Here is a 16,165-nt window from a genome sequence, read left to right on the forward strand (position 1 = left end):
CGTGGGGTAATGCTTTTGGTACGGTCATTATCGCTCCTTGCAATACGGCAGTTTCCTGCCAAATGACCGTTTACACAAAAATTCTTACACCCTCCTGCCGCTAAGCGTCCCTCTTGACGCCATGTTAGAGCCCTTTCTTTTGTGCATGCTCAAGCGCCTCCAGAAGTTCACCCTTCCAGATGGCTACAAAAGCTTGGTAACCCTCTTTCAACGATGAGTCTTCGTCAAGTATGGTCTTGACTTCGTGTTCACGCCGCATGAGCAGCAGGTCAATATAGTTGAACCAGTCACCGAACTGAATACCGCGCATACCAACGAGCTGACTAAGTAACCTCCGGATATTGGAATGGCGCAAGTTTTCTGCTAGCTCTCTGTCAGGTTGCGGAAGGCTCGAATCTTCAAGAACTAGATCAACAAGCTCAAGCGCCTCTTCTAGTGCGATAAACTTTCGTGAGGGGTCTGTTTTGCCTTCAGACTGTTCGAATAATCTGAGGGCATCGTTCAAGTAAGGATGCATCATGTTGGGCTCTAACTTTTGAATTCATCGCCCTGCGCGGTTTTTCGCGCAGGTCCAGTGGAATAAGAGGTTAAGGCGCATTTCGGCCACCAAGTGCGTTACGGAGTTCGGTAGCGACTGCGGCATGCCCTCGCGATTCTGCGAACGAGAGGAGAGATGCTCCCTCTGGCGTCAGAGACCCCGCGTCAGCGCCTTTGCTGAGTAACGCCTGCACTGCCTTGATGTCACCGCGACGAACGGCGTTGTACAGCTTGGCTGTGGCTGCTGTGGCGACGCGCTCCCTATCTTGCAACTGGCGCTCGTAGTCTCGTTGGACTCGTTCAGCAGTTCGCCTGTCTATCTGAGTCTTCGAGAGGTCATACTCTTCGACGGAGCGGGCTCCGTGTGCGTAATACCAATAGCTCGTTGTGTTTCGAAGAATCCAATCAAGAAGGCTTCGCTCCGAGTCGGAGACAAGCGCCAAAAGACGCTTCAGGTGAGTGACGCTTCCACGACCGCCGACCTGATGCTCAAGAACGGCGACGGACTTGATGAGCGCGATGCGATCATTCGCAGCGAGTCCTTCAACGTATGGCACTAACTCGTCACGGCACCGATCCAAGAGCTGAACGACGGCCATGTTTGGACAGAGCTCCGGCAGTTGGGCAATGTCAGCAAACGCTTCGGTTCGCCCAACTTGCAGCAAGCGATCAAGAACGAGGTCAAGTTGCATTGCGAGTGCGCCCTAACGACCAAGCTCACCTGATGCGAACCGCGTAGCGGTGAGCGGTCTGGTGTAGCGCCTTGTTAGACCTTGGTTCATCTATTTCTCCTTACTACCACCAAGCTTGGCCAAGAGAGCCTGAACCATTTCTGGATCGTTTGATTCTCTCCGTAACCACATGCTTTGAAATTTCACTACGTCTTTTCCAAACAACAACACCTGATGTGTTCGATCTCCTTTTTCTGGAAATCCCGGATTTCCTCTACCACTCATAAATCTCTCCAGAACGGTAATTTCCATATGTACAGGCTCTGCGTCAGGAGGATAGATTCGATACCCAAACGTTATGCCCGGCCCCTCGACATGCCATAGCCTCCAGAAATAGTGAGTACCGTAGGAACCGCGCATTTTCGTTAAAACGCCCTCAGCCGATTCATTTGCTTGGTCAAAATGCCATATCATCGTTTCGTGCTTCGGAAGGAAGATCATTGACATGACTCGGCCATCCTGACCTTGAATCGAGTATATTTCCGGCGTTTTCGGGGAACTCCAGATAGTTACTACACAACCCTTCAAGCCCAAAAATAAGAAGGCGACTACGAAGATACCTATTCCAATCTTGCTTGCTATATCCTTCGCAGTCATAGAGGTGTTTCCTTGAGGGCTAGTTATTAGACGGATCCACCGGTCAGTACTATTGATAATAATGAAGCGTGCTGATTTTTGATAAGTTGTGGATTCATTGTGGTTGCCATTAGGATGTCTGCCGCATATGTAACAATAATACTGCAAATCAATAACGCCCGTGCTTACCGTAGGAGATTAACCATCACAAGGAACGATACTTATCAAACTGTATGACCGTTCTTGTGTGCTTTACGGACCCTTGACGACAAGGCGGTAACGGTCTCTTAAAGGGTCGTCGGAAGTTGCAACAAGCTCAGGTGCCAAGTCTAGATAGCTGTGCTACCCCAGAAACGCTTCCTTCGAAGCCAGATACTCGATTTCCTCGGGTGTGCTTTGCCGCCCAAGTACGCTGTTGCGGTGAGGGAAGCGGCCGTATTTCCGGATCAGTTCCCGATGATGTTGCGCAAAACGCAGGTTGCTTTCAAGTTTCGCCGCTTCGAACAGCCTGACTGAAAGATCCTGGTCGGCAAGGTTCTCGCTGTGCATCAACGGCATGTACAGAAAGGCCAGGCGCTCTGCCGGCAAGCGCTGGTTGTAGCCTTCGTCGATAGCGTGTTTGGCGATTTCGACCGCCTGTTGCTCGGTGCTGAAGCTCTCCGCCTTGCCGCGAAACATGTTTAGCGGGAACTGGTCGAGCACGATGGCTAAGGCCAGGCAGCCCTCTGGCGTCTCTTTCCATCCGTCGAGTTCCCCTGCGGCGGCCTCGCGCCACAGTGCCTCGAATCGGCTGCGGATATCCTCATCCAGCGCCGGCGTTGATGAAAACCAGCGGCCTTGCATCTCTTTCGAGTACCAGAAGTCGAGAATGTTTTGTGGAGTTATCCGTGCTGACATTTTTCCTGCCCTATTTGCCCCGGTTGTTTCCCGGTCGCTTGTGTTCTCATTTTAGCGGCGAAGTGAATTGTTTCTGATCAACGACTTCCCCGATGGCTTTGCCTGGCCTGACTCGGCCTTGGTATCGGAGATAGTATCCATCGGGAATCCGGCCAACTGGGGGTGTTGAAACCCACTCCCAGAGATAGCCCTCTTTCGTGTCGATGATGACGACTGACTGTGATATGTCATTGTTGGACCTGGGGAGCGGTATGGCCTGGTATCGTCCAACCTCATCTGCTGCACTCACCGCATGTGCGGCAATCGACAATAGAAACGCGACCGATAAATTTCGCATACATCCTCCCTGATTTGAAATTAGGCACCATAAATCCGCCCATTAGACCAACATCCACATGTATTCAGCAGGTCGCTGAATACGGTTTTATTCGACAAACCAGAACAACCCGTGCGCAAAATAATCCTATGTCGTTTGGGTTTGACGCGTTTATTTCTTTCCCGGCAAGCAGCTGGTTGCTACCATGGGCAGCATGATACGGATTACTTCACAACTCGCCATCGACGAGAACGAAATCGAACTGCAGTTCATCCGCGCTTCCGGGCCGGGCGGGCAGAACGTCAACAAGGTGTCGACTGCCGTGCAGCTGCGCTTTGATGTAGCCCGTTCTCCTTCGCTACCCGAGGATGTTCGGACCCGTCTGATGAAGCTGGCGGGCAACCGCCTGACCAACGAGGGCGAGCTGCTGATCGAGGCCAAGCGCCATCGCACCCAGGAGCGTAACCGGCAGGATGCAATCGCTCGTCTGGTGGAGCTGATCCGTCACGCCACCGAGAAGCCCAAGCCGCGCATTGCCACCAAGCCGACCAAGGCATCGAAAAAACGCAGGCTGGAAACCAAACGGCAGCGTAGCGAGACCAAGCAGGCGAGGGGAAAAGTCGCGGACTAGCCCTTTACTGGTACGCCCCAGGCGCCCTCGAAAAAGTGTACGCCCAGTGGGGTTCTAGCGCGAGCAGCCAGTTCCAGTTCCTTCAGTTCCTCATTGTCGTTAAGTACTTCCGGCTCGCCCTGGTAGCCCACCGCGATCATCGCCATCAGAGCGAATTCTTTGGGAATGCTGAAAGCGCTGCGTGTTTTTTCCACATCGAAGCCGCCCATCTGGTGCGCCATCAGCCCCGAGGCCACGGCTTGCAGGCACAAATTCTCGGCGGCAGCACCGGTGTCGTACTGGCCCCAGCGGTTAGGGCTGCCATCTCGTCGGAACAGGCTGTTGGCAGTGGTCAGTATCAACACTGGGGCATTTTTCACCCAGTTCTGGTTCCATTCTCCCAGGCAGTCGAAGGCTTTTTGCCAGGCTGCTGCATCCGCGTTCCTATCCCAGACGATGAAGCGCCACGGCTCGTCGCCGAAGCAGGAGGGTGACCAGCGCGCGGCTTCCAGCAATGAAACGATCTGTTCCCGGCTGACTTTTTTGGTTGTGTCGAAGGCGCGGCAGCTCCAGCGCTTGGCGATGATGTCGTGAACGTCAACCTGGGTTGAGGCGGTCTTTGTCTGCATTTCTGTTCCTTGATGTTTTTAAGAGAAAAACGGATAGTCGGTATAGCCTTTTTCGTCACCGCCGTAGAAGGTGTTTGGGTCGGGCTCGTTGAGTGCGGCATTCTTGGCGAAGCGTTCCGGCAAATCCGGGTTGGCGATGAACAATGCGCCGAAGGCCACCAGGTCGGCATAGCCCGTGGTCAGGGCTTCCTCGGCGAGCGCCTTGTCGTAGCCGCCGTTGGCGATATAGGTGCCCTTGAAGCAGCGCCGGAAGGGCGTGAAGTCGAATTCCTGTGGGGCATGTTTGCTCTCGCCGATGGTGCCTTCCATGCCATGCAGGTAGGCCAGGCCGAAGGGGCTCAGCGCCGTTGCCGCGAACTCGAAGGTTTTCTGCGGGTTGGAGTCGTGCATGTCGTTGAACGGGTTGAGTGGGGAAAGCCGTACGCCGACGCGGTTTGCCCCCCAAACATCGGCGACGGCCCGGGTGACTTCCAGCAGCAGGCGGCAGCGGTTTTCCAGCGAGCCGCCGTAGGCGTCGGTGCGCTGGTTGGAGCCGTCGCGCAGGAACTGGTCGAGCAGGTAGCCATTGGCCGCGTGGATTTCGACGCCGTCGAAGCCGGCCTCCAGCGTGTTCTGCGCCGCCTTGCGGTAGTCCTCGACGATGCCGGGCAGCTCGGATGTTTCCAGGGCGCGCGGCGTGACGAAGGGTTGTAATCCCCGGTAGGTGAAAGCCTGTCCTTCCGGCTTGATGGCGGAGGGAGCGACCGGCAGCGTTCCGGTGTCCAGCAGCGAGGGGTGGGAAATCCGGCCGCAGTGCCACAGTTGCAGGAAGATGCGCCCGCCGCGGCCATGCACCGCGTCGGTTACCCGCTTCCAGCCGGCGATTTGCTCTGGACTGTGGATGCCGGGCGTGGCCGGATAGCCGACAGCGGCAGGCGAAATCTGCGAACCCTCGGTGATGATCAGGCCGGCCGAGGCGCGCTGGCGGTAGTATTCCACGCTCATCGGCTGGGGTACATTGCCGGCGCCTGCCCGGTTCCGGGTCAGCGGCGCCATGACGATGCGGTTGGTCAGGATATAGGGGCCCATTTGCAGCGGCGTGAAAAGATCGGTGGTCATGTTTATTCCTTGGCTAAGCGCCCTTGATTGAGTTTATGGTCAGGCCAGATCGAATAGCAAAATTTCTGCCGAACTATTAGATTCTAGACGAATTTTGCTTTCACTCTCGATGCGCGCTCCGTCACCCGCCTCCAGCACCTCGCCGTTGAGGCTGGCCGAGCCGCGCGCGACGTGGAGATAGGCGCGCCGGCCCGGCAGCAGGGCATGCTCGGCCGGGTGCCCGGGGTCGATCAGGCTGGCATACAGCTTCGCATCCTGGTGGATGGTGACCGAACCGTCACTGCCATCTGGTGAGGCGACCAGGCGCAGTTTGCCGAGCTTTTTGGCGTCGTCGAAGAATTTCTGCTCGTAGCTCGGGGTCAGGCCGCTACGGTCCGGCATGATCCAGATCTGCAGCAGGTGCACCTCCTCGCTGGGCGAAGCATTGAATTCGCTGTGGCGGATGCCGGTGCCTGCACTCATGCGCTGCACCTCGCCGGGGCGGATCACCGTGCCGTTGCCCATGCTGTCCTTGTGCTCCAGCGCGCCAGACAGGACATAAGTCACGATTTCCATGTCGCGGTGGGGATGGGTGGGGAAGCCGCCGCCCCCCGCCACCCTGTCGTCGTTGATGACGCGCAGGCTGGAGTAGCCCATCTGCTCTGGGTCGTAGTAGTCGGCGAAGGAGAATGTATGCCAGGTGTTCAGCCAGCCGTGGTCGGCATGGCCGCGTTCCTGGGCTTTGCGGATAATGATCATGGTCTCCTCCAATTGTTATTTGTTATGATCTGAAATGGGACTGAACCCCACGATTTTCAAGATGCCAGAAGATAAACCCCCTACTCGTTACCGCGGCCGCTTTGCGCCTTCTCCGACCGGTCCGCTGCATTTCGGCTCGCTGGTGGCGGCGGTCGGCAGCTTTCTGGAAGCGCGCAGCCGCGGTGGCGAGTGGCTGGTGCGGATGGAGGACCTGGATCGGCCTCGCACCGTGCCCGGCGCGGCGGACGACATCCTGCGCACGCTCGACATCTTCGGCTTGCACTGGGACGGGGAGATGATGGTCCAGAGTGCCCGCAACGAGGCTTACCGCGCCGCCCTCGCCGAGATGGAAAAACTCGGAGCGGTTTACCCCTGTGCCTGCACTCGCAAGGAGATCGCCGATTCAGTCGTCAGCGGCATCGATGGCCCGGTTTACCCCGGCATATGCCGGGCCGGCTTGCCGGAAGGTCGAACCCCGCGTGCGATGCGAGTGCACACTGACTCCAGGCCGGTCGGCTTCGACGATGCGTTGCAGGGGCGCATCAGCCAGAACCTGGAAACGCAGGTAGGTGACTTCGTCGTCCGCCGTGCCGATGGCCTGTTCGCCTATCAGCTCGCAGTGGTGGTGGACGATGCCGAGCAAGCGATCACTCACGTCGTGCGCGGTGCCGATCTGCTCGATTCCACCCCGCGCCAGATCTACCTGCAAGAATTATTGAGCCTGCCAACTCCGGCTTACCTGCACCTGCCAGTTGCAGTGAATGAGCGTGGCGAAAAGCTCAGCAAGCAGACCCTCGCGCCGGCGGTGAACTTGGCTAACACGGTGGCGCAATTGTGCGAGGTGCTGGCGTTTCTCAACCAGGCACCGCCGGAGGAACTGAAGAACGTCGATCTGGATGATTTCTGGCAGTGGGCGATCGCTCACTGGCGGGCGGACCATCTGCCAGCGGTCAGGTCGAGGCAGCTATCCGGGATATAAAGTGCTTGAATAGCCGCAAGGGTTCGCAGAGGAAAAGCTCGTGCGGGGGTTTGCCTGCATTATTGGGCAACACTATTCCTAAGGTAGCCACAGCGTAAACACCGCACCCCCCAAACTGCCACCGTTACTCAGTTCGATGTGCCCGGTCTTGTCCTTGTTGGTATGCAGTCGAGCGCAGACCGCGGAGAAATACAGACCGAGGCCGGTCTTGCCGCCGGAGAGGTCGAGGTTTTTCATGCTCCCGCCGTTTTCCAGGATTTCCTGCGGGAAGCCGTCGCCGTCATCTTCCACGTGAATCGCGAGGAAGCTGTTTTCTACAGTGACACTGAGCCGGATTTCCGATTTGGCGCAGTGGAGTGCGTTGTGGATGGCGTTGTTGAGCACGCCGGTGGCGAGGTCGCGGTCGAAGAACCAGCACAGCCCCGTTTCGACATCGCTGCTGATAGCGATGGATCGGGCGCCGAGCAGCGGTTTGGCTTCGGCGACGACTTCTTCGATCAGCTCTTCCACCGGCCGGTAGGCGATGTCGATCACATACGGTCCTTCTGCGATGCGGAACAGGGAAAGCATCTGGATCAGCTTGTCGTTGATCAGCTGACCGTTGTATTTCAGCAGCGCCAGATTGGGCGGGCCTTCGTCGTTAGTCCCGGAACAGGTGCGGCAGTTGTTCAGGGTCTCATCAAGGGAATTGAGCAGCAGGAACAGGAGGTTCTTGAGGTCGTGGATTTGCGCTGCGAACAGGGCGGCAAAATCGATGGCATCGAGTTCCTCTTGAGCAGCCAGCTGGCGTTTTCCTTCCGGGGAGGTCATGTCAGGAGTCCGTGATGCTTTGCGGTTTCCTTGTACAGATCTGCAAGCATCAGGTATTTCCGGTTATCGGGATCCTGGTTCCTTACTGTGGTCAGGTATTCTTTCGCCGATTTTCCCAATTCCTCGTCCCAGCCATGCGTCTGCATATAAGCCAGGATGGCATGGACGGCGTTGAGCACGATGACCGTGTTTCCCTGATATTTCGTCACTGCCTGCATCAATAGTTCCACGGAGCCTCTCAGGTCGCCCGCCTGAGCCATCCGGACAGCCTGGTTGTTGAGGGCGATCACTTCGCGCGAGGAATTGGTGATGATTTCCTTGCCCTTGTCGTGCATGCCGATTTTTCTGAACATGTCTTCGGCATGGAGGTGAATTTTCTTGTCGTCATGATTGTTCTGGATGAAATCCTGGATGACCTTCTTGCCGGTTTCCTCGTCCCCGAGCTGGAAGCAGGAACGGGCGATATCCAGGGATACGCTGCCCTGCCTGTTGTCGCAGGCTTCGAAGTGCTCCAGTGCCTGTTTCAGCGCCGCTTCAGCCGCTTCAGTGTTGCCCGATTTCTGGTGGGCCAGGCTGTCCATGACGGCGCCGTGCATCAGGGACTCCGGCGAGTTTTTAAAGGTCTTGCGGGCATCCTTCATCAACGTCATGGCCTGGTCGCACTTGCCCTGGTCGATGAATACCCGGCTCAGGTTGGCGTAGTCTTCCGGCGAGGTGAGGGCGGAGTTCTTGCCGAATTCGAGCACCGCCTCATAGGAGTCTTGCGCTGTTTCAAGGTCGTCGTTGCGGTAGGCGACTTCACCCAGCGTCTTGCGCCGCTGCAACATGCGCGGCGACTTTTCCGCCGCCGCCATCAGCGTGCGTTGCGCCGCCTGCTCATCGCCGGCAGCGGAATAGGATTTTGCCAGCCAGTCGTAGGCTTCCATGTAATTCGGGGTGCTTTCCGTGACCTTCTTGAAGGTTTCCACCGCATTGCCGAAATTGTTTTGGTGGTACATGGACTTGGCGAGACCCATGCGCGCCCAGGGAATCTCTCTTATCGCCAGGATTTGCTCGTACAGTTCACCAGCGGTGCCGTAGTCGCCCAGTAGCAGGCAGATTTCAGCCTTCAGCCGTATCAGGTCGATCTTGTACTGGCTGGGGGAATTCAGCAATTCGTCGCAGACCTGGATCGCGCGGCGGTAATCCTGTGCGTCCATGAGGGCGAACACCGGTGAGAAATAGGCTTTTTTCTGTGACAGGTTTTCCAGCCGCAGGCGCAGGACTTCGCCGGCGAAGGGCTTGATCAGGTAGTCGTCGGGCGCCAGTTCGGCGGCGCTGACGACTTTCTCGTAGCTGCGTTCAGCAGTGACCATCATGAAAATAGTGGAGTTTTTTACCAGTTTGCGGCGCTTGATTTCCTCCAGCAGCTGTTGGCCATCTTTGCCGCCACCCAGATCATAGTCGCACAGGATGATGTCATAAGTGCGCTGTTCCAGGCGGTTGATGGCCTCGATGCCATTCCCAGCCATGTCGATGCGCGTGCCGCCCAGAGTGCTGATAGTGTTGCGCAGGGATGCGCGCATGCTGACGACGTCGTCGATGACCAGAAAAGTCTTTTCCTGAAAGTTGGTGGGCTCGCTACCCGCTCTGGATGCCTTGGCTTGGAAATTTTCCGCGTTCATGGCTTGATTTGGCGTCTTTGCGGCCCTATTTGTAATAATAGGGAAATCTTACCACGCAGCATAGATAACACAAGGAAGCGTATCGGCTTGCCTGCGGCCCCAAGCCCGTTATAATTCATTTATTACTCAAGAAACTGTCAGGAGCTTCACATGCCCTATTTCGTTTATAAAATCACTCCGCCCTTCAAACAACTGGAGAAAATCGATTCCTTCCCCAATTTCAAGGAAGCCAGTGCGTTTGCCAAAACGGTGCGCACCGGCATGTCGGCGGGCGATAACTACACCGTCAAGGTGATTTTTGCCGAGAACGAGCTGCAAGCCGAAGACCTGCTGAACCAGGTGCGTGAGCCGGAACCGATGACCGGCGAAGATTATTAAATAATCGACGGATCCGACGTAATGGACGAGCGAGCTTTTCAGGATGCCTATCGGGCGACCAATCCGCTCGCCTGTCCGTTCGAAAAGGCGATCCTGATTTGCCGGTATGCATGCCGTGAAGCCACGCGTATCAATATCGCGGAGCGGGATACCGTCAACTGCCGCGATGCCCTGGCGCAGGGGGATTGCTCATTGTTGGTCGGGATGCTGCGGCACAATGCGGCGTTCGCGCTCAAGCTGACCCATGCCGATGCGGTGCTGCCCCATGCCAAGTATGTGAAGGTGCAATGCGGCGGACTGCTGGGTCTGCAGGCCGCGCTGCAGCCTGAATATACCGGGGAGGCACGGGTGGAGGATATCCGTGGCTTGGTGCTGGAGGCGCAGGAGCGGTTCGGAGGCCTGCAGGATCTGCCCTACAGCGAGATTGTCAGAGGCATAGCCGGATTTGAGTTCAGGCGCAGGTCCGGGCCGAAATAAACGCTCACCAGCAGGTGCCGTCTTCCTGATAGACGGCCATGATGGACTTGAGCTCATTCAAAACAGCCTGGCGTTCGTCCTCGTTGAGCTCCTGCACCTCTGTCATGAGGTCGCCCCGCTCCAGGGTGAGAATAACCAGGGAAACCTCCTTGCAGCCTTTCTGGCACAGAACTTCGATGCAATGGGCGATTCTGGATTGGTCCATATTCAAGACGTTGAGGTCAAAGCTGTACAATGACACGATTTTAATGCAAATGCATTTTTGCCACGAGGAATAGTTTGAAGCAATCTGATAGCCTGCAACGTTTTATGTTCGAGCACGCTGCGGTGCGCGGAGAGATCGTTCATCTGGATGCGACCTGGAAGGCCGTGCTGGATCGGCGCGATTACCCGCTGGCGTTGCGCACCGTGCTCGGCGAGCTGATGGCGGCCGCAGCGCTGCTTTCCGCCACACTAAAATTTTCGGGTTCGCTGATCATGCAAATTCAGGGAGGCGGGCCGGTCAGGCTGCTGGTCGTGGAATGCGGCGCCGACCTGACGATGCGTGCTATGGCTCACTGGGATGGCGATCTGGCCGAAGGAGCGGCCCTGCCCGAACTGGTGGGTGAAGGGCGGTTCGTGATCACCATCGATCCGAAGAAGGGCCGGCAGACTTATCAGGGCATTGTCGACCTGGAAGGCGGCAGCGTGGCGGCCGTGCTGGAAAACTACATGCGGCGCTCCGAGCAGCTCGATACGCGGATCTGGCTTGCTTCCGACAACCACGGCGCGGCGGGCATGCTGTTGCAGAAAATGCCCGACGGTCCTGAGGCCGATACGGATGCCTGGAACCGCGCCGTGCATTTCGGCGCTACCATCAAGTCCCGGGAACTGCTGGATTTGCCAGCACGCGAGATCATCCACCGCCTGTACCATGAGGAAGACATCCGCCTGTTCGACAGCACGCCCGTGCATTTCGGTTGCACCTGCTCGCGCGAGCGGGTTGCCAATACCTTGCGCATGCTGGGCTACGATGAGGTCCGCTCCCTGCTGGATGAAATCGGCTACATCGAAGCCGACTGTGAGTTCTGCAACCACCATTACGTGTTCGACGCAGTGGATGCGGAGCAGGTATTCGCCAGTGATATCGTTGAACCGGTTGGCCACACCCGGCATTGACATGACCGCCACCCGGAAAGCCGTGATTCTCGGTGCGGCAGGGCGCGACTTCCATAATTTCAACGTGTTTTTCCGCGACCATGCCGGTTACGAGGTGGTCGCCTTCACCGCCACCCAGATTCCCTACATCGAGCATCGCACCTACCCTGCTACCTTGGCGGGGCCGCGCTATCCTGCCGGCATCCCGATTTTCCCGGAAAGCGAACTGCCCGGCCTGATCCACCGTTTTGGCGTGCAGGACGTGTTTTTCGCCTATAGCGACGTGCGCCACGAACAGGTGATGCACCTTGCTGCGCTGGCCTTCTCCTGTGGCGCCTCGTTTCACCTGCTCGGGCCCAACGACACCATGCTCAAGGCCAGCAAGCCGGTGATCGCGGTGGTTGCGGCCCGCACCGGTGCGGGCAAGAGCACTGTCACCCGCTACCTGCGTTCTGCGCTTGCCGCATCGGGCCGGAAGGCAGTGGCGGTGCGGCACCCGATGCCCTATGGCCGCTTCGACAAAGCGGTCGAGCGCTATGCCACGACGGAGGACGTGGTTCGCTCCGGCATCACCGTCGAGGAAATGGAGGAATACCAGCAGCATGTCGACGAGGGCGGCGTGGTGTTCGCCGGCGTGGATTACGGCCAGGTGCTGGCGCGTGCCGAGGCCGAGGCGGATATCATCCTGTGGGACGGCGGCAACAACGACATGGCCTTCTACCGTCCCGATCTCACCATTGCCGTGCTCGACCCGCTGCGGCCGGGAGAGGAGGCGGGGTATTTTCCGGGCGAGGCCAACGTCCGCGCGGCGGACATCATCGTCATCAACAAGGTCAATGCCGCATCCGGGGCCGATGTCGAGCGCGCCAGGGCGGCCGCGCAGGCGCTCAACCCCGCCGCACCGGTGGTGTTGATGGCCTCGCAAGCGACGCTGGACCGGCCGGAACTGGTGCGCGGCAAGAATGTGCTGGTGGTGGAGGACGGGCCATCGGTGACGCACGGCGGCCTGCCCGAGGCAGTGGGAGCCTGGGCGGCGCGCCGCCTCGGTGCGAATCTGGTGGATCCGCGCCCCTACGCCGTCGGCTCACTGCGCGAGGTATATGAAAAATATCCACAGCTGGGTTCGGTGCTGCCCGCCCTGGGCTACAGCGCCGGGCAACTGGAGGAGCTGCGTCTATCCATTGATCAGGTGCCGTGCGACGCGGTGGTGCTGGGTACACCGGCCAATCTGGCCGCGGTGGTGGAGATAGCAAAGCCAGTGGCGCGGGTCAGGTTCGTGGCTGAAGACGCATCGTCCCCTACGTTGCAGGCGCTTGTCATTTCCATCCTTGGTGGAAGCTGCATTCATCAGCAATCCTGAAGAAGAACGCAAGCAAACCGAAGACACATATCAGGAAAAAATGGCCGATGCGATTCTTTCCGGCATAATCCTATGTATGCCAAATAAGAGTAACTAAAATGGAACCCTCCCAAGAGCAACTCTCCATATATAAAGCCCTGTTAATGGCAACCAAAAGCCTGGCTCAGGGAAATACGCCCGATGAAGTATTGCGGGCGGCCTGTGATGCGATCGTGGCAGCATCTGAGCGTGTTTGCCTGGCATGGATGTACTTGGGTAATCCAGATTCTGAAACGATCAGACCTTCTTATTCAGTAGGAAGAGCTTCAGAATATACCCGTGGTCTGGTGGTTGATCTTTCTCCGGAAGCGATGAAAGGCCCCGGCCGATGTTCCCTGGCAAAAAATAAACCTATTCTGGTGCAAGTCAATTCAGATTCAAGCTTTGGTATCTGGCGTGAAAAGGCGATTCGATATGGTTTTCAGGAAGGGCTGACCTTGCCGATTGGTGACCCGGACCAGCCCTTCAGGGGGCTGATTGTGATCTTTGTTGATACACAGGATTACTTTGAGCAGATCGGGATGGAGCCTTTCGTTGCTTTTGCCCAGTTGGCTACGGTGTCCTTGGATCAGGCCCGGTTGAAGGTCTCTTTAGAAGCAATGGTTTCGATTGATCCTTTGACCAACCTGCTTAATCGGAGGGCATTTCAAGAGGTGATCAACCGTGAGTATGCGTGCGCAAAAAGATCGGCAAAACCTTTTAGTATGCTTCTGATCGATCTGGATCGGTTCAAGATGCTCAATGACAATTATGGTCATGATATCGGCGATAAGATTCTGCTCGGAGTCAGTGACGTTGCAACGCAAACACTACGCACAAGCGATTGGTTGAGCAGGTGGGGAGGCGAAGAATTTCTGGCCCTCCTGCCCGATACTGATGAGAATGGTGCACTCAATATAGCTGAACGGCTAAGGCAAGAAATCGAAGAATTCTCAATTCAGCTCAATACCCAAAAAATCAAAACTTCTGCAAGTATCGGGATTGCCAGTTACCCCCGCGACGGTGATACCCCGGATTTTCTGATGAAGGCAGCAGATGCCGCGCTTTATGAAGCAAAGAAATCCGGGCGAAATCGTGTGGTGGAAGCCAGGGACAAGCGCGAGGTTTATTCCATCGCGGCTAAACTTAACACGGCCATTGAAACCAACAGACTGGTGCCAGCATATCAGGTGATTGTAGACCTGAAAACCAGAAAGCCGGTTGCTGAAGAAGCATTGGCCAGATTAATTGATGAATCCGGAAACGTAATTGCGGCTACCGACTTTATTTCGGCGGCAATGGAATTGCAGCTGACACACTTGGTCGATTACCAGATCATTAAACAAACCATGAGTCACTGTGCAGCTAATATTGCCAGCGGTGGCCAAGATTTAGCACATTTCGTCAATATCTCGGCGGACCTTTTGCTTCATCAGGATTTGATTCAGGGTTTGTTTGCCGAAGCTCAGGCAGCCTGCATATCGTGCGGGGTGGATTTGGGTCCCACCAAACCTTTGGTGCTGGAAATTACAGAAAGACAATTGCTCGGTGATGCCAATGCAGTCAAAGCCAAGCTTGCCCCTTTCATTGATTTTGGAATGCGGTTGGCCATTGATGATTTTGGTAGCGGTTATTCCTCATTTCAGTATCTGGCTGACCTGCCGATTTCATTTCTAAAAATCGAAGGAAGCCTCATTAAACAGGTGAAAGACAAACGCATCAGACAGATTGTCAAACGGATTAGTGATATCGCAAAAGATCTGCAGTTGACTACGATAGCCGAGTTTGTCGAAGATGCCGATACCGCTGATATCCTCTGTGAGCTGGAAATAGACTGGGCACAAGGCTATTTATTTGGGCGCCCTGTTCTGGCAAAACAATAGTCGTATTGTTGTAACAGGTTCATGCCTGAAGATATTTCACCTCCCATTGCAGGCACTGGAACTGGAATGGCTCAAAGAGAGGATGGCGTAACCATGGGGAACCAGACTTACATTGGCCGACAGCCGGTACTCGACCGGGAACGCAAGATTATCGGCTATGAGCTGTTTTGTCAGGATAGTGCAGAATCCATGGCCGCCAAGGCGGAAGATAGCCTGAGCGCCAGCGCACAAATCCTGGTCAGCTTGCTTAACAACCTCGATTCGGGCTGGTTGCCGGAAGGCAAGCTGGTCTTCATCAACGTTGACATTGCCATGATGCTGGACCCAGATTTTCTGGCGCTGTTGCCGGATGGGGGCATCGTGCTGGATATCTATGGCAAGGCAGCCATTACCCCTGAGCTGCTTGCTGCTTGCGATGGGTTGCGTGCCCGTCGCATTGGTCTGGCACTGGACGATGCGGGTCTGATTCAGGAAGACGATGCGCTACTTGGCAAGGCCGATTTTTTCAAGGTCGACGTCAATGAGCACGATGCAACCCAGCTATTCGAGGTGCTGGGTCGTCTGGAGAAGTTTCCGGCCCGGCGGGTTGCCAAAAAGGTCGAGACCGGGCGTGATTTCAAGTTCTGTCACGATGCCGGCTTCGATTGTTTTCAGGGTTATTATTTCGCCCGTCCGGAAACGGTGTCGGAAAAGGCCATCAATCCCGGCCAGATGAATCTGACCGAGTTGCTTAACCTGATCGGACGCAACGCTGAGGCGGCGGAGATCGAGGCGGTGTTCAAGCGCGATCCCGTGCTGATGGTCAAACTGCTGGGCTATATCAATTCTCCGGCGATGGGGCTGTCGCGCAAGGTGACGGCCATCCCCCAGGCGCTTGCCCTGGTCGGCTACCGCCAGCTTTATCGCTGGGTGGCGCTCCTGCTTTACACCGCGGGCAGCAGCGTTATTCCACCCGCATTGACCCTGACCGTGCTGACCCGCAGCCGGTTCATCGAGCTGTTGGGCAAGACCAAACTGCCCAGGCAGGAACAGGACAACCTGTTCATCGTCGGCATGCTGTCCATGCTCGGGATTATTCTGGAAACACCGCTGGAACATGTGGTCGAGAAACTGCATGTCCCGGAGTCGATTTCACAGGCATTGCTGAAACACGAGGGCGTTTATGGGCCGTTTCTCGAGCTGGCTGAAGCCTGCGAGAATTGCGACGCGCAGCGCATGACCGAAGTCGCTGCCAGACTGGGACTCACGGCGGAAGATGTTAACGGCGCCCACCTGGCAGCGATTTCCTGGGCGGAAGCCTTGAGCGGCGGAGCTGCCTGAGGTTGCT

The 16,165-nt window shown here is 56.6% G+C and carries 18 protein-coding genes; 9 read left to right on the forward strand and 9 right to left on the reverse strand.

Annotation, left to right across the window (positions count from 1 at the left end; translation table 11 throughout):
• Positions 1-124: 124 nt before the first annotated feature.
• The 3 genes from SCT_RS13905 to SCT_RS13920 all read right to left on the reverse strand — a co-directional run bounded on the left by SCT_RS13905 (position 125) and on the right by SCT_RS13920 (position 2,741).
• Positions 125-520 (reverse strand): hypothetical protein, encoded by a 396-nt coding sequence (locus SCT_RS13905; RefSeq protein WP_059424127.1) that lies wholly within the window; start codon positions 518-520, stop codon positions 125-127.
• 799 nt (positions 521-1,319) lie between these two features.
• Positions 1,320-1,865, reverse strand: a complete 546-nt coding sequence (locus tag SCT_RS13915) for a hypothetical protein (RefSeq protein ID WP_059424132.1) — start codon at positions 1,863-1,865, stop codon at positions 1,320-1,322.
• A 321-nt stretch (positions 1,866-2,186) separates the two neighbouring features.
• Positions 2,187-2,741 carry a DUF924 family protein gene (locus SCT_RS13920; RefSeq protein WP_059424134.1) on the reverse strand — a complete coding sequence of 185 codons (555 nt, stop codon included), beginning with the start codon at positions 2,739-2,741 and terminating at the stop codon, positions 2,187-2,189.
• A gap of 530 nt (positions 2,742-3,271) precedes the next feature.
• Between SCT_RS13920 and arfB the strand changes: the two genes are divergently transcribed.
• The gene (gene arfB, locus SCT_RS13930) at positions 3,272-3,688 is read left to right on the forward strand and encodes an alternative ribosome rescue aminoacyl-tRNA hydrolase ArfB (RefSeq protein ID WP_059424274.1); all 417 of its coding nucleotides are present in this window, start codon (positions 3,272-3,274) and stop codon (positions 3,686-3,688) included.
• Here the strand turns inward: arfB and SCT_RS13935 are convergent.
• The 3 genes from SCT_RS13935 to SCT_RS13945 are packed head-to-tail and all read right to left on the reverse strand — an operon-like array spanning position 3,685 to position 6,132.
• On the reverse strand, positions 3,685-4,296 hold the full coding sequence (locus tag SCT_RS13935) for a nitroreductase family protein (protein ID WP_059424138.1): 612 nt from the start codon (positions 4,294-4,296) through the stop codon (positions 3,685-3,687). The two genes, arfB and SCT_RS13935, sit on opposite strands and share 4 nt — an antisense overlap.
• Positions 4,297-4,314: 18 nt before the next feature.
• Positions 4,315-5,394 (reverse strand): alkene reductase, encoded by a 1,080-nt coding sequence (locus SCT_RS13940; RefSeq protein WP_059424139.1) that lies wholly within the window; start codon positions 5,392-5,394, stop codon positions 4,315-4,317.
• A 39-nt stretch (positions 5,395-5,433) separates the two neighbouring features.
• The gene (locus SCT_RS13945) at positions 5,434-6,132 is read right to left on the reverse strand and encodes a pirin family protein (RefSeq protein ID WP_059424141.1); all 699 of its coding nucleotides are present in this window, start codon (positions 6,130-6,132) and stop codon (positions 5,434-5,436) included.
• A gap of 34 nt (positions 6,133-6,166) precedes the next feature.
• Here SCT_RS13945 and gluQRS point away from each other — a divergent pair, with 34 nt between their 5' ends.
• Positions 6,167-7,111, forward strand: coding sequence for a tRNA glutamyl-Q(34) synthetase GluQRS (gluQRS, locus tag SCT_RS13950; RefSeq protein WP_082098369.1), 945 nt, complete (start codon positions 6,167-6,169; stop codon positions 7,109-7,111).
• 78 nt (positions 7,112-7,189) lie between these two features.
• Here the strand turns inward: gluQRS and SCT_RS13955 are convergent, their stop codons facing one another.
• Both SCT_RS13955 and SCT_RS13960 read right to left on the reverse strand, forming a co-directional pair.
• Entirely contained in the window at positions 7,190-7,921 is a 732-nt protein-coding gene (locus SCT_RS13955; RefSeq protein ID WP_059424143.1) for a sensor histidine kinase KdpD, read from the reverse strand.
• Complete coding sequence (locus SCT_RS13960) at positions 7,918-9,585, reverse strand: tetratricopeptide repeat-containing response regulator (protein ID WP_059424145.1); 1,668 nt, start codon at positions 9,583-9,585, stop codon at positions 7,918-7,920. The genes SCT_RS13955 and SCT_RS13960 overlap by 4 nt, the downstream gene beginning before the upstream one ends.
• A gap of 150 nt (positions 9,586-9,735) precedes the next feature.
• Between SCT_RS13960 and SCT_RS13965 the strand changes: the two genes are divergently transcribed.
• Both SCT_RS13965 and SCT_RS13970 read left to right on the forward strand, forming a co-directional pair.
• Entirely contained in the window at positions 9,736-9,963 is a 228-nt protein-coding gene (locus SCT_RS13965) for a hypothetical protein (RefSeq protein ID WP_059424146.1), read from the forward strand.
• A 21-nt stretch (positions 9,964-9,984) separates the two neighbouring features.
• Complete coding sequence (locus tag SCT_RS13970) at positions 9,985-10,440, forward strand: hypothetical protein (RefSeq protein ID WP_059424147.1); 456 nt, start codon at positions 9,985-9,987, stop codon at positions 10,438-10,440.
• Between the two features lie 4 nt (positions 10,441-10,444).
• Here SCT_RS13970 and SCT_RS13975 read toward each other — a convergent pair whose 3' ends face one another.
• Complete coding sequence (locus SCT_RS13975) at positions 10,445-10,645, reverse strand: hypothetical protein (RefSeq protein ID WP_088178671.1); 201 nt, start codon at positions 10,643-10,645, stop codon at positions 10,445-10,447.
• A 74-nt stretch (positions 10,646-10,719) separates the two neighbouring features.
• On the opposite strand from SCT_RS13975, the gene hslO reads away from it, so the two are divergent.
• The 5 genes from hslO to SCT_RS13995 all read left to right on the forward strand — a co-directional run bounded on the left by hslO (position 10,720) and on the right by SCT_RS13995 (position 16,158).
• Positions 10,720-11,598 carry an Hsp33 family molecular chaperone HslO gene (hslO, locus tag SCT_RS13980; protein ID WP_082098370.1) on the forward strand — a complete coding sequence of 293 codons (879 nt, stop codon included), beginning with the start codon at positions 10,720-10,722 and terminating at the stop codon, positions 11,596-11,598.
• Position 11,599: 1 nt separating this feature from the next.
• Positions 11,600-12,937, forward strand: coding sequence for a hypothetical protein (locus SCT_RS17950; RefSeq protein ID WP_059424153.1), 1,338 nt, complete (start codon positions 11,600-11,602; stop codon positions 12,935-12,937).
• Positions 12,909-13,034 (forward strand): N-acetylmuramoyl-L-alanine amidase, encoded by a 126-nt coding sequence (locus tag SCT_RS17715; protein WP_371257747.1) that lies wholly within the window; start codon positions 12,909-12,911, stop codon positions 13,032-13,034. Before SCT_RS17950 ends, SCT_RS17715 begins: the two co-directional genes overlap by 29 nt.
• Before the next feature lies 1 nt (position 13,035).
• Entirely contained in the window at positions 13,036-14,838 is a 1,803-nt protein-coding gene (locus tag SCT_RS13990; RefSeq protein WP_082098371.1) for a bifunctional diguanylate cyclase/phosphodiesterase, read from the forward strand.
• 66 nt (positions 14,839-14,904) lie between these two features.
• Positions 14,905-16,158 carry an EAL and HDOD domain-containing protein gene (locus SCT_RS13995; protein WP_159107916.1) on the forward strand — a complete coding sequence of 418 codons (1,254 nt, stop codon included), beginning with the start codon at positions 14,905-14,907 and terminating at the stop codon, positions 16,156-16,158.
• Positions 16,159-16,165: the final 7 nt, after the last annotated feature.

It is taken from the genome of Sulfuricella sp. T08, from assembly GCF_000971475.1.
Taxonomy (GTDB): Bacteria; Pseudomonadota; Gammaproteobacteria; order Burkholderiales; family Sulfuricellaceae; genus Sulfuricella.